The organism is Proteus vulgaris (genome assembly GCF_023100685.1).
Taxonomy (GTDB): domain Bacteria; phylum Pseudomonadota; class Gammaproteobacteria; order Enterobacterales; family Enterobacteriaceae; genus Proteus.
The window spans coordinates 3,891,409-3,905,263 of sequence record NZ_CP090064.1; the positions used below are offsets into that span (position 1 = coordinate 3,891,409).

Below are 13,855 nucleotides of genomic sequence, written 5' to 3' on the forward strand. Positions count from 1 at the left end.
CATAAAATAATGGTTATAAAATAGCTTTAATAAAACAAACGTTATTATTTATAAAAATAAATACTATTTATTTAAATAAGATAAATGTATTTTTCTATCTATAGTCCATTTCTTCTCTTAATCTACCATCTAATTCAACTCTTTTTAGCCAAATTAGGAGATCCATAATATCAAGAAGATCAGTATCGATCATAACGTCAAAAAGATGATATTTATGATATAGCTTTCGAGCCAATTCTGGATATCGAACTATTGGTGTGCCTACTTTTTTCGCATATGTTTTTACAGCCAGTGCTTTTGCATTTTCACACTTCAACGAAACTAATGGCATAATATTATTATCAGGATCAAAGTAAATTCCCACAGCAATATGAGTCGGATTAACAATTACAGCAGAAGAATCTCTAATCACTTTTTTCATTGGCTCATCAAGTAACTCTTGGTGTAAATATTTGCGTTTTGATTTTATTTCAGGATCTCCTTCCATATTCTTATTTTCTTGTTTTATTTCATGTTTTTCCATCATCATATCTTTCATGAAAAGGAAGAAATCAGCAATAATATTTAAAGTAAGAAGTGGTAATGAAAGAATAAAGAAAATAAAAACAAAATCGACAACAACAGAGCACCATTTTTCTACTACAATATTTAAATTAGAGCGATAAAGTAAAAATATCTCTTGGCTATTTATTACCATAAAAACAAAACAAACCACTAAAAAAACGATAATAAAAAGTAATGTTTTTATGAAATCCTTTATTGTTCTTAAACTAAATATCTTCTTAAAACCAGAGATTGGATTGATATGATTTAAATCTATTTTTAATGCTTCAGTTGCTATTTTAAATCGAGACTTAAACAATGAGATAGTAATACCCACGAAAGCAGTAATAATCAATAAAGGTATAATAATATTAAAAAATAGCTTTGATATTATTTTAATATAACTTTCTAAATTAATATGTGTTGGATTTAATAAAATAGATTGGTAAAATTCAATAAATTCTGTAAAATTAACTCGGTGAAAAAGATAGATAATGCCAATAATATAAATCACACCTGAAGTTAACTCTTTATTTTTAAATGTTTGCCCCTTTTTAGCTGAATCATCTAATTTCTTTTGTGTCGGTTTTTCTGTTTTTTCAGCCATAATAAAAACTCATAAAGAGAGTATGGAAATACTGATAATTAAAAAACCCTGATAATTCATTTGTCATTGCTGAAGTAAAAAAAAGCAGAAGTGCAGAAAAAGCAATAATGCCCTTAATACATAAAGAGAGTGAAAATGCATTCAACTGAGGACAGAAAAGGGAATAAACACCTAATGCTACTTCACTAAGAAACATCAAAACTAATACAGGTGAAACCAAAACAATAGCCACTCGTACTATATCGGTCAACCATTTTCCTATTAGTGAATAACCAATATTTTGATTAAAATAGCCAACAGGAAAAACACTATAACTATCTTTTAAGACTGTCATTAATGTTACTAAACCACCAAACTGCAGAAAATAAGCAACACAAAATAATCCCGTTAGCGAAGCAAATTCTGAAGATTCAATACCTGTTGTAGGATTAATAGTATCACCAATACTAGCCCCTCTTTGATTATCTACAAATTCACCAAATGCCGAGGCTATCCAAAATGGCGTTGCAAGTAACAATCCGATAAAAAGGCCAATAATAATTTCACTAATTAGAATAATAACCCCGTTATCTCTAATATCATCTGAAATGGGAATACTGACTTTTATACCCAATGCAACATAGAAAATAATAACATATTTTAAAAATTGGCTATTAAGAATTCTACTATTTAAAAAAGGAATAAACATAAATGCAGGAAGTAAACGTGCCATAAGAAAAAAGATATCAATAAGATAAACTTTAAAATATTCGAAGATTATTAACATATTTTATCCAGCGAATCCTATCGCTAACATTTCTTTTGCATAGATCAATAATTTTTCCCCCATCCACCCCATTGTCATTAATAAACAAACAAAAACACACACTAACTTAATTCCAAAAGGTAATGTTTGTTCTTGTATTTGTGTAATTGTCTGTAATAATCCAATAATTAATCCAACAAAAGTGGCAACGGCAATAGGTGCTGCTGATAATAAAATAATGAGATAGATTGCCTTATTAGCGGCATAAACCATATCCATTATTTTACCACCATCAAATCAAGGTATTGATTTATCAGTCCCTTTGATAATAATGTCCAGCCATCCATTGCAATAAATAAAATTAACTTTAAAGGGACAGAAAGTGTAATCGGGCTCATCATCATCATTCCTAATGCCAGCAAAATACAAGAAACGATCAAATCAATCACAATAAAAGGTAGATAAAGGTAAAATCCAATAATAAATGCCGATTTTATCTCGCTTAACGCATAAGCAGGTAATAAAGAAAATAGTGAGCTTTCAATTTGTTCATCGTCGTCTATGCTGTCTGGTCGATACCCTTGAGCTTTATCAAAGAAATCTAATAATTCTGGTTCTGAATATCGGTATAAATAATGCTTATATTCACCTAATGCTTCATCAGAAAAACGTTCTAATGATCCTGGCTCTCCTAAATTAATAGGATTATTCACAAGATATTGATAGCTATTTTTAGTCATTGGCGTCATAACAAATAATGCCATCATTAACGCAACTGCATTTAGAACCATATTAGAAGGTACCTGTTGTACACCCAAAGCATTACGCGTCATAACAAGCACTATCGAAAATTTAAGATAACACGTACCTGCGGCAATAATAAAAGGCGCAAGTGTTGCCAAGGCAAGCGTTAATATCAATGTTGTAGAGCTTTCCATTATTTACTCGTTATGTGAAAAAGAACGTTGGATCTCAACAGCTAAACGATCACCGACCCTAATCAATTCTCCTTGAGCAATAGAAAGGCCATTTACTTTTAAAATAATTTGTTGATGTGCTTCTTCAGGCAGCATGATATGTTGCCCTGATTTCAAATTTTCTATTTCTTCAATTAATAGTGTTTTACTGGCTAAAATAAAAGAAACAGTGACAGGAATATTACCGATGGGGGCTAATCTTTTCTCTTCATCAGTAGTAAAAGGTTGACTCTCTATTTCATGTGCTGATTTGTTTTGTTCATTACTGTCTAATACTTTTGATTCATTCTCATTTAATAGCTGCACACTATTTTCCCCATTCCACTCAAATTTAATCCATTTTTTCTCACCTAAAAATAAATTAGATGATATTTTTTCTATAAGTAATAAATCACCAAGTAATATATTTTTTAATAATGAAAGAGAAAGCTGGCTCGTTCCTAAACAAAAATCGCCTATAACTCCTAACTTATTATTAGATAGCGCTATCCATTGAAAATGCCCTTTTATTTCATGAATAAAAACATCACCAAGATCACTGCTAATTTTGGGATAGGCACCATTTACTGATTGACCTAAATAAATATCCTCTACACGCAATAAAAAAGGTATTGATGAAAATGAAAGTAAAATCTGAGTATAATTTCGAATAAAAAGAGAACACAAATAAGAGGAAGGAACCAATTCCCAATCAATCTTTTTTTCAGGATAAAGCCTATCCATAACGCAATTAACAGACATTAATCCATTAAAGAAACCAAGTGAATTTTCCCCATAGATAGAAAAATAATAATCTCTTTTATCTACTGAATATGATTGAAATGAGGCAGAAAAACATCGCATGGTATTATCATCATTATCTTTTATACATGCTAATAATGATGTATTCATAAATCACCATCCTTCTTTTTAGGATCTGCATCAATTGAAGTAATATAGTCATATTCATTTTCTGAGCTATTTTCTAACGACAATATTGCTCTGCCTTGATATTGATTTAAATTATCCAGAGAAGTTTGGTAAACACGTCCTGTAGAGGCAATAAATTGCATCTGATGTTTCATAAAAAAAAGAATTTTTATTTGATGATGTTCGTTTCCCCACTTCTTAAAAACATAAGTAATATCATTTTTTTCGGTGGATTGTTTTGTATGTAATATTCGCCAACAAGGCACTTCAAGTGGCGATTTATTCACCGTTTTGACCTCTATTTGAGGTTGTTGCACAAATTCTACTTTTTCAGATAATTGTGCAGAATTAGTATTATTTTCCGTATCAACTTTATGTGTATTCTTTATTTCACTATTAAATACATCGTTTATCTCATTTTTTTTACTAACATTATCTTTAATATTATTTTTTTTATTTAACAAGTCATCATTAATGATGATATTCTTTACTTCAAGATTTTGTTTTGTTTTTTTAATTTCACTTGCTCTTATAATCAATGCTTTAATAATTGATTTATCAGATGTTTTTTCTTCTATTCTATTGGAAAGAAAAAATAATATATTTCTATTCATCAGGAATAGTCCTTCACTCTCTTCTCTCTCTTCTCTCTCTTCAATATCTGATAATATTTCTAAATCCTTGTTTTTTTCATTTAAAAACACATTAGATTTATTTAATTTTAGAAATGTTTCTAATTTCATTTCTAATTTCTGTTTATCTTTAGGAAAAAACTTTTGACATTGATATAAAACCATTTCATCAAAATTACATTCATCACTAGGAATTATGTTGTTTATTTTTACATTATTAGATAATATCGTTGTCATACAAAGCGATCTCCTGTATATCATATTGTTCTAAACGTTCTAGATATACCTGTAATTTTTTCTGCTTTCTATCAAAATAGCGTTGCATTTTCTTCTGTTTTTTTATTGTAATAATATATTCTTTTTTAAGTTCTTTTTTTTCTTCTTTCAATTTTTCTTGTTGAATAATTATTTCTTTAAGCTGAGTTTGACATAAATTCAATGAAGATAAGACAATCGCTTTTTTTCTTCTTTGATGATAAAAAGAAATAATGGAATAAATACCTATTTTTTCATAATTGGGTATTTCATTTTTCAATAATTCCATTAATTTCTTTTGTTCTTGTCTTTTATTTTCCGCCTCAACTAATAGTCTTTCATATTGATACTGTTTTTTTTCAATTTTTCTTTGTCGCTTAACTAATAAATCAATGATAGCTTGTTGTTTAATTGGCAATCTCATACAATTTTTCTAATGTTTGCTGAAATTCTGCTTTTTCTTTAAATGACTGCATTAAAAATTTTTCAACTTTAGATTGTTTATTCACAGCTTCATCATTTAATGCATTATCCCCAATACGGTATTCACCAAATTCTTGTAACAGTTTAATATCCTGTAATCGCATTAAAATTTGTCTTATTTTTAATCCTGCCTGTTGTTGTCGTTCATCTGTAATTTGCTGAAAAAGGCGACTCACACTCGCTAAAATATCGATAGCAGGATAATGACCTGATGCGGCTATTTTTCGTGAAAGGTAAATATGACCATCAACGATAGAGCGAACCTCTTCACCTATTGCATCAGGTTCATCATCACTTTCTAATAAGACGGTGTAAAATGCAGTAATAGACCCTCGTTTTGTCACACCAGGTCTTTCTAGAATGGCGGGCAATGTATCAAAAACTGAAGCAGGATAGCCTTTACGGACTGGTAATTCGCCTGCTGTTAACGCGACATCTCGTAACGCCCTGCAATAGCGTGTTATTGAATCAATAAATAAAACAACATGTTTACCTTGTTCACGAAAATATTCAGCAACTGTAGTCGCCACTAATGCCGCATTACAACGATCAACCGCAGGTTTTTCTGAGGTTGAACAAATCAATACGACCTTATTACACCGACTATCTTGTTTTAATTCTTCGACAAATTCGGTAACTTCTCGGCCTCGTTCACCAATTAATCCGATGACAAATACATCTGCTTGAGAAAAACGAATAATCATATTCAGCAACATTGTTTTTCCTGTTCCTGCACTGGCAAATATTCCCATTCGTTGTCCTAAACCACAACTTAATAATCCATCTATTGCACGAACTCCTGATTGAAATAATGTTGTGATAGGTAATCGTTCATGATATGCGGGAGGCTGCGCATGAACAGGGTATAATTTAGAAGGTAAATCTTCTGATAAGTCTTTACCGTCAAATCGTAATAAACAATGCCCTTTAATATCAATCATGCTACCTAATACACGATGATTTAGAGCAACAGAGAAAGCCTCACCTGTTGGCTCTACGATAATTTGCAAAGAATAGCCTTGAGAGTTGCCCATCATACTCAATATTGTTATTCCGTGGCGAAATCCAATAACAATAGCTTCACCAATTGGCATGCTATTTTCTATGCTTTTTCTAATTTGGCAAATTTCACCAATAAAAACATTACGCAACATCACCTCAAGAATATTACCTTGTATCCGAATTGGGTGTGCTGCATAACGAAAAGGAGAAAACGCGTTAGCCATAACTAATTAATAAATTGCTGATTAGTTCGATTCATGGCTTGAAAAAATTCATCTATCGCTTTTGCCATTGTTTCGCCATTTTGCAAGGCTATTGGCATAAAAGAAGCGCGTAACTCTAAATCATTTTCAACTTTAACTAACGCTGGTTGGCCTGGATAAAAGCTTTCTGTTTCTGAGTTCACATGACTTAATATAATTTCTGCGCTATTTTGTTTTAATTGATTTTCATCATATTCACGTAATACCGACCAAATCATAGGAACATTATCAACAATTAATAAATTAATATCAGGCATATCGCCTAAGCTAATCGTAATAGTTGAATGGTTATCAATAGAGTGCCCTCCAGAAAAAAGGTCTGTTCGACCAATAACGTTCATAGCATCTATAAGTAATTGTGCAAGATCAAATGACATATTATTCCTCTAAATAGTTTGTAAAACATTTATTTCAATATCTGATGATATTTCATCGTATGATAAAACAGATAGTTGTGAGAACTGTGTTTCTAGTAATTTTCTTACAAATCGTCTTATATCAATTGCAGTTAATAAAACATAATTTTGAATGTATTTTATTTCATCAAGTGCAATGGTTATTTTTTCTAAAATAACATCAAGCTCCGCAGGTTCTAAATTTAAAAATGTCCCTGATGATGTTTGCCTAATTCCATCACGAATAATTACTTCAATTTCATTAGATAATATAACAACATTGAGCTGACTATTTTTAGAAAAAAAACCACTTATATAACGAGAGAGTAATGTTCGAATATGTTCAGTGAGCAAAATAGGATCTTTTTCTTTTCCACCCCATTGAACTAATCCACCAATAATCGTTTTAATATTTCTTATTGGTATTTTTTCTTGCACTAATCTCTGTAAAACTTCATTGATCCTTTGAATAGAAATTTGCCGATAGCATTCTTTCATTAATTCTGGTGATTTTTCCTCTACTTTATCTAGTATATCTTTTGTTTCTTGTATACCTAAAAACTCCACAATATTTGCTGTAATTAAATTGGAAAATTTTTGATAAAAATAATCTTCTGAACTTATAAGTTCAAAATTAAGTTTCATTAATAACGATTTATTATCTTCATCAGTCCAATAAGTTTTTACTCCCTTACATTCTAACTCAATATATTTTAACCCTAAAGAAAAGAATTCATCTGTCGGTGCTTCTATATTAATAAGAGGAAAAGAACAATAAAACTCATCCGCTTTAACTTCATTAATTAAAATGATGACTTTATCTTTATCAATAGTATCAGAATAATAAATTAAGATATCGGGAAGTAATACCCCATATTGTAATATAAATTCTTTCTTTAACCATTTATCAAAGACCTTTTTTGTTAGATAACTTTTCTTTTTCACTGAAAGCGTTACGATTAGTGGCTGTGTTTCTGCTTGCGATAAAGAAATTGTTTCTGTTGCTAATTGGTTTTCTTCTTCTTGTTCTTTTTTTCCAGAAAAAAGATTAGACATAATACCTTTTTTCTCATCACCTTCTTCATGATGAGGAGCATCACTATTCTCAGAAGTTTTCTTTTTTTTATCCCAAATGTTTTTTTTGAAAAAATAACATCCAATAATCGTAGATAAAATAATAAAGACGGGCGTTGGAAAGCCAGGTAAAAAACCAATAGCAAAAGCAAGCAATGCAGTGATTAAGAGTGCGAAGTCTTGAGATAACAGCTCATTCATAATACTTGAGCCTAAGTTTTTATTTTCATCTCCGACTCGTGTCACAATGAATCCAGCACTAATTGAAATTAATAAAGCGGGAATTTGTGCTACTAAACCATCACCAATGGTTAATAATGTATAAGTTTGCAACGCTTGAGAAAGTGACATCCCCATTTGCGCCATACCAACAGACATTCCACCAATTAAATTAACAAAAATAATCACAATGCCGGCAATAGCATCGCCTTTAATAAATTTCATTGCACCATCAAATGATCCATAAAGCTGACTTTCTTGCCCTAATTCCTTCCGCCTAATTTTAACTTCATCATTATTAATGATGCCTGATTTCAAATCCGCATCAATGCTCATTTGTTTACCCGGCATACCATCAAGAGAAAAACGTGCAGCGACTTCGGCAACTCGTTCAGAACCTTTTGTAATAACAAGAAATTGCACTACTGTCACGATAGAGAAGACCACAAAACCAACAACTAAATTTTCTCCAATAACGAACTCACCAAAAGAGGTAATAATTTCTCCAGCATCGGCATCCAATAAGATAAGTCGGCTAGTACTAATTGATAGAGCTAAACGAAATAACGTTGTAATCAAAAGTAATGCGGGAAACGTCATAAAGTTTAATATTCGAGTGACATAAAAAGAACTCATCAATATCAATAATGCAATCGTGATATTAAGACCTATAAGAAAATCAACCAAATAGGTAGGCAATGGCATAATTAACATTAAAATAACTAAAATTATCACTGACAACACAATAAGTTCTGGGCGATTTCTTATCGAGAAAAGAAATTTATATATCATTATTAATATCCATTAAAAATAATTATTTGTTTTTTCTTAATTCGAATTTTTCCATATGAATATACTTATCCATAATAGTTTGTATTATTTTTTGGCAAGAGATTCTATTTTCATTAGATAAATACAAGCATTCTGGATATCTATTAAATAGTGTTCTTATTATTTGTAAAAATCGCATCTTTACCGTTATTAATAAACTTGAACATTCTTTGGATAATAAACCCAACAAATAGATATTCATTTCATCGGGTATTGTCATACCATGATAGAACAATTGATAAAGCTGTTTTTCTGATAATATATGCTGTAATTCTTTTTCTTTAAAAAGATCCATTCCTAATGAAATAAAACTATATATTGCTCTTAATTTATTGACTCTTTCTAACAGCAAACCAAACTCTGAACTTTGTGAGCAGCTCGGCATCAAAGATTGCATATCATATAACAAACCTTGTGCCAAAAAGGTAAAAATAGCCGTACATCGTTCAATATCATATTCTTCTATTAAAAACTGAAAGAAATAAATTGGCTCTAAATCTAAATCAAGATAGCTACGATAAAGATCTCGTAATACAGAGGGATTAAGTAATAATAATTTACCAAATATTTTTGCTTTTAAAGCGACATTAATCCCCGCACGAATATTTTTTGCATTTTCTCCTTCAAGCATACGCACAATTTCATTTTCTATCTCAGCATCTAATTGCGCACCTAATTTTTTCTTTCTAATTAATTCCCGTAAAACCATAATCAAATCACTATCGTCAGGAAACATCTGTCGTAAATAAGCCAATAAGTCCTGTAAGCTTTGATCTGATTTTTTAAACATTTTTAATACTTTATCTAATTTTTGATCTGCACCTTCCTCTGTAATATATAAAGTATTGTTTCCTCGTTCTGCTTTTTTATCTAATCCTTTTCCATAGCGTTGTGAAAATTGCGAGGCAACCATCGACATATCATCAGCAATTTCCATCAATTGGTTTTGATAGTTCTGTCTCTCTGAAATTTTAGGCTGCTTATATTCGTTATCACTTCTATTTTCATGATTAACTTTATTTTCTTTTATTGCAATTTGAATCGGGATCGTCGATTTAATTGGCGTAACCATGGCATTACCTCATAAAATTCTGAAGTTGTTGCAATGCCTGTGTCGTTTTTTTATTCATCGGTTGAAAAGGATCATCACTTAATGATTGTGAGATATCACTGTCAGTGCTTCCCAATAAACGTGGCTGTAACATAAAAATACGTACCATCTTTTTATTGTTATCTGATTTATATGTAAATAGTTTGCCCAATAATGGGATCGCACTGAGGACTGGAATTTTAGATTCCGCATTTACATTATCTTCTCGTGTATATCCACCAATAAGCAAACTTCCACCTTCTGAAACTCTTGCTACGGTACTAATATTAGTACGATTAATCGTAGGTAGACGTTCATTATCTTTACTTGAATCTTCTTTTTTTTCTGCGCCATCTTCCAAGTTGATGATCATTTCAATCTCTTTATTAGAGCTACCAATACGAGGTAATACACTCATCATTGTGCCAAATGTTGTTGATTCTAATGTTGCAACTCTTTCCCCCTTAATTTGAGTATAAAAAGTCGTATTATTATCAAAAATTGCAGGAGTATTTTCCTGAGTTAACAAGATGGGTCTTGATACCATTTTTGCATCACCATCATCACTTAATGCTTTAATTTTACTGAGAAAACTAAAACCCGATGCTGGTGTTAAACTCGATGTATTAAATGAAAAGGCGTGATTGCCGGAGTCAAAACGCGCACTCCAATCAATCCCTAAGCTATCTGCCTTACTTTTCGAAATATCTATGATCCATAGTGAAAGCTCAACTTGCCTTTTAGGCTTATCAAGCTGAGTAATTAATGAATGGACTAATGCTAAACCTTCCCGACTAGTTTTAACTAATAAGCTATTTGATGCAGGCAACGGTACTAACTCAACATGATATTGTCCCATTTGAGTGACAATAGGTGTTGTCGAATAAGACGCCTCTTCACTTTCGCCATTACTACTATTCGTATTTAAAGATGCGGAATATGTATTCTGTTGCTCTCTATTTCGCGACGCTCCATTCATTTCTTGTGTTTGTGAATGAAATAGCTGCTGTAATACTGTCGTAATACCTGGTAGTACAATTTTTTCATCACGTAATGAATAGCTACGATCTTGAACAAAGGTATTTTTTAGTGCAAATATCTGCACAAATTCCTCTCCATAACGAGAGCTCCCCGTGGGAACTTGATTATTCATTGTTTGTTGCTGTTTTTCTGCCGCAACATTATCAAGATAATCTGCAGCGGCTCTCGCTAACTTAAGATAAATAGGTGGCCCAGATAAATAAAAAGTACGTTTATCTTTTCCTGCTCGTAATGGAAAACGTAGGTCGTACAAACCAACATCTTGCAGATATTCCTTGAGCTCATAAATACTAATATTTCTTACTTGAAATAATGCTTGCTCAATTTCAGTATTGTCATACACATAAATTGCTTCACCATCATTAAAATAAAGTAATGACATACGGCGAACCATCGACTCAAATGCCTCTTGAGGCGAAGCCAATGAAAAATTACCGGTGATCCTTTTTTTCTTAACAGCCTGACTTAAAATAAAGGGCTTATTGAATTTATCTGATAAAACAAAGAAAAACTGCTCGATACGGGTATCAACAGCAATAAACATATCGGGTTTTTTACTTTGATGTGTATAAATAATTTGCTCTTCTTCTGCTTTGACAGATAAAGGCAAACTACAACAAAGAAGTATCCCAATAATAAAACAGACTTTATTTTTTATATTCATAAAGAAAACGACCAATTCGGCGAAATTCCGTTGGAGTAATACCAAATAATGTTTTAATTTCATTAGAGAAATGTGATGCAGAACTAAATCCATTATCAACGGCGATTTGTGTTAATGATTCATCCGTTGAAAGCGTTGTTAAAATCGATGAAGCAGCACGCCATGAACGTAATTGGCTTTTACCGCAGTTCCCCAAATAGCGTTTGCATAAACGCCTAAAATGCGTACCAGATACGCCATAGCGTTCCCCTATTTGTGCAATATTGCTTTTTTTCTCATCTAAATAACTAATAAGGTGCAAAATAAGCCAATAACTTTCACTATGTCTTATCGTCACAAAAAGTGGTTCTAATTGGCTATTCTCTTTTAATGCTTCACTAATTAAAATATGCTCTAGTGTTCCTTCGCTATTTTCTATATGAAAAATCTTCTGATTAATATCAAATTCAGTTCCAATAGCTGTCATTTTTGAAAAATCACGCGCATAATCAATAAAAGCCAATAATCGAGCACATATAAAAAAAGAACGTTTTTCTATTTTCCAAGTATGTGGTTCAGATTGAAAAACAATATTCTCATTTTTCGCATTATAAACAAATGCCTTACCCTGTACTATCTTTACGATTTTATTTTCATATATTTTTATCGGCGAACCATCACTCAAAGGAATGCAATAGAATAAAGAATCACCCATCAATATATCATTGTCACCATTTATCTTTATATCATTTATTAACATAATAGAACCTTAAAAATTATAAAAAAACAAAAATAACGGTAATAACATTAATACCGAAATATTATTTATGCATTATGATTTACAGCACTTTAGATATAATAACATTAATAATTAGTGATAAATATGTACAATCATCCAGATTAGTTTAAATTTTACAAGATATTTTTATTAAAAAACACTTAAACTGTAAAATAATAAACCTTATTTTAAAAACAAATAAGATTAATTAAATTATTATCCAAACCTATTCACGGGAAATATTAATAAACAAAGTTATTTATGAGCAATTATATTTTTTATTATCTTTATATTTTAAACGGGCCATTAAAAGGCACAAAAACATCACTTTCATCTCATCACTATTCCATTTTGTTATATAACGGTGAAAATAGAGAAAATAGTGAACATAAAAATAAAATCAATTTATACATTCCTTTTGATGATGATTTCTCAAATGTAAATATTGATATTAAACTTGATCAAAAAAATGACAATGGTAATTTATTTACTATAAATAATAATAAGTTAGGGAAAATAAAAACAGAAAAATTAACATTAGATAATCCCATTTATTTAAATGATATTCCAATCTTATTGATTAGCAAATCAGATAATATAAACATTAACGAATTGAATTTTAGTTTAAATAAAATGAAGGTAAAAACTTATTCTACTGTTTTTATTTTCATTTTTACTTTAATACTCAGTTTGTTTATTTTATATTACTTATTAAAAGATAATAAATTTATTGATGGAACAGTTGATATACCGATTCAGTTATCGCCTCTTAATTACAAGGGAGAAAACAATCATCTCTGCCTCTATGATGATTCAGTACCGGAATGGATAAAAACAGAAAATAGAGAAGGTGAATATATTTATGTTAATATTAATAAAATTAAAAACTCACTAATATCCAGACAGCATAAAATCAATCACTTGATTTTATCAAATAAAGAAAAACCAAAATTAATATTTATTTATCAAAATGAAATTGAAAAAGAAAAGGAGATAAATGCTATTCATCATCAATTTCCAGAAAATTGTTACCCTGAGGTTATTTCACTTTCTATGAATAATTTAATCAATGAAATCAATAAAATTTCTTTTATTCAAAAATCTGACTATGAAATAAAGAAAGATAAAAATAGGCTTGTATTAATATTTAATAGCAACTTATCTTATCAAGATAAATCAACGCTAAATCAATTTATAAAAAAACAAACATCCTTTTTTGGTAGAAAATTTATATTTTACCAAGAGAATATAGGTAAATCTGAATTACAAAATAAAACCATGCTACAAGAAAGTAAAGGCTATATCTTTATTGATAATAAACACCTTTATTTTCCTAATGGATAAAAATCTCACTTTTGATAATGACAC

General features: G+C 30.3%; 14 protein-coding genes. 1 reads left to right on the forward strand and 13 read right to left on the reverse strand.

Annotated features, from left to right (window positions below; translation table 11 throughout):
• Window positions 1–94 precede the first annotated feature (94 nt).
• The 13 genes from LW139_RS18435 to LW139_RS18495 are packed head-to-tail and all read right to left on the reverse strand — an operon-like array spanning window position 95 to window position 12,469.
• Window positions 95–1,150, reverse strand: a complete 1,056-nt coding sequence (locus LW139_RS18435; protein ID WP_247850357.1) for an EscU/YscU/HrcU family type III secretion system export apparatus switch protein — start codon at window positions 1,148–1,150, stop codon at window positions 95–97.
• Window positions 1,143–1,916 (reverse strand): type III secretion system export apparatus subunit SctT, encoded by a 774-nt coding sequence (sctT, locus tag LW139_RS18440; protein ID WP_166539933.1) that lies wholly within the window; start codon window positions 1,914–1,916, stop codon window positions 1,143–1,145. The genes LW139_RS18435 and sctT overlap by 8 nt, the downstream gene beginning before the upstream one ends.
• Window positions 1,917–1,919: 3 nt before the next feature.
• Complete coding sequence (gene sctS / locus LW139_RS18445) at window positions 1,920–2,174, reverse strand: type III secretion system export apparatus subunit SctS (RefSeq protein WP_166539932.1); 255 nt, start codon at window positions 2,172–2,174, stop codon at window positions 1,920–1,922.
• Window positions 2,174–2,833 carry an EscR/YscR/HrcR family type III secretion system export apparatus protein gene (locus LW139_RS18450; RefSeq protein WP_166539931.1) on the reverse strand — a complete coding sequence of 220 codons (660 nt, stop codon included), beginning with the start codon at window positions 2,831–2,833 and terminating at the stop codon, window positions 2,174–2,176. Before LW139_RS18450 ends, sctS begins: the two co-directional genes overlap by 1 nt.
• 3 nt (window positions 2,834–2,836) lie before the next feature.
• A complete protein-coding gene (locus tag LW139_RS18455; RefSeq protein WP_247850358.1) occupies window positions 2,837–3,763 on the reverse strand; it encodes a FliM/FliN family flagellar motor switch protein in 927 nt (308 codons plus the stop codon).
• Window positions 3,760–4,650 (reverse strand): hypothetical protein, encoded by an 891-nt coding sequence (locus LW139_RS18460; RefSeq protein ID WP_166539929.1) that lies wholly within the window; start codon window positions 4,648–4,650, stop codon window positions 3,760–3,762. The genes LW139_RS18455 and LW139_RS18460 overlap by 4 nt, the downstream gene beginning before the upstream one ends.
• On the reverse strand, window positions 4,631–5,092 hold the full coding sequence (locus LW139_RS18465) for a type III secretion protein (protein WP_247850359.1): 462 nt from the start codon (window positions 5,090–5,092) through the stop codon (window positions 4,631–4,633). Before LW139_RS18465 ends, LW139_RS18460 begins: the two co-directional genes overlap by 20 nt.
• Window positions 5,076–6,377, reverse strand: a complete 1,302-nt coding sequence (sctN, locus tag LW139_RS18470; protein WP_247850360.1) for a type III secretion system ATPase SctN — start codon at window positions 6,375–6,377, stop codon at window positions 5,076–5,078. Before sctN ends, LW139_RS18465 begins: the two co-directional genes overlap by 17 nt.
• 2 nt (window positions 6,378–6,379) lie before the next feature.
• Complete coding sequence (locus tag LW139_RS18475; protein WP_166539926.1) at window positions 6,380–6,793, reverse strand: type III secretion protein; 414 nt, start codon at window positions 6,791–6,793, stop codon at window positions 6,380–6,382.
• 9 nt (window positions 6,794–6,802) lie between these two features.
• Window positions 6,803–8,896, reverse strand: coding sequence for an EscV/YscV/HrcV family type III secretion system export apparatus protein (locus LW139_RS18480; protein WP_247850361.1), 2,094 nt, complete (start codon window positions 8,894–8,896; stop codon window positions 6,803–6,805).
• Window positions 8,897–8,918: 22 nt separating this feature from the next.
• Window positions 8,919–10,007, reverse strand: coding sequence for a type III secretion system gatekeeper subunit SctW (gene sctW, locus LW139_RS18485; RefSeq protein WP_247850362.1), 1,089 nt, complete (start codon window positions 10,005–10,007; stop codon window positions 8,919–8,921).
• 4 nt (window positions 10,008–10,011) lie between these two features.
• Window positions 10,012–11,730: a type III secretion system outer membrane ring subunit SctC gene (gene sctC, locus LW139_RS18490; protein ID WP_166539923.1), complete on the reverse strand. Its 1,719-nt coding sequence runs from the start codon at window positions 11,728–11,730 to the stop codon at window positions 10,012–10,014.
• The gene (locus LW139_RS18495) at window positions 11,714–12,469 is read right to left on the reverse strand and encodes a helix-turn-helix domain-containing protein (RefSeq protein ID WP_166539922.1); all 756 of its coding nucleotides are present in this window, start codon (window positions 12,467–12,469) and stop codon (window positions 11,714–11,716) included. The genes sctC and LW139_RS18495 overlap by 17 nt, the downstream gene beginning before the upstream one ends.
• Window positions 12,470–12,748: 279 nt before the next feature.
• On the opposite strand from LW139_RS18495, the gene LW139_RS18500 reads away from it, so the two are divergent.
• Window positions 12,749–13,831, forward strand: coding sequence for a hypothetical protein (locus tag LW139_RS18500; protein ID WP_247850363.1), 1,083 nt, complete (start codon window positions 12,749–12,751; stop codon window positions 13,829–13,831).
• Window positions 13,832–13,855: the final 24 nt, after the last annotated feature.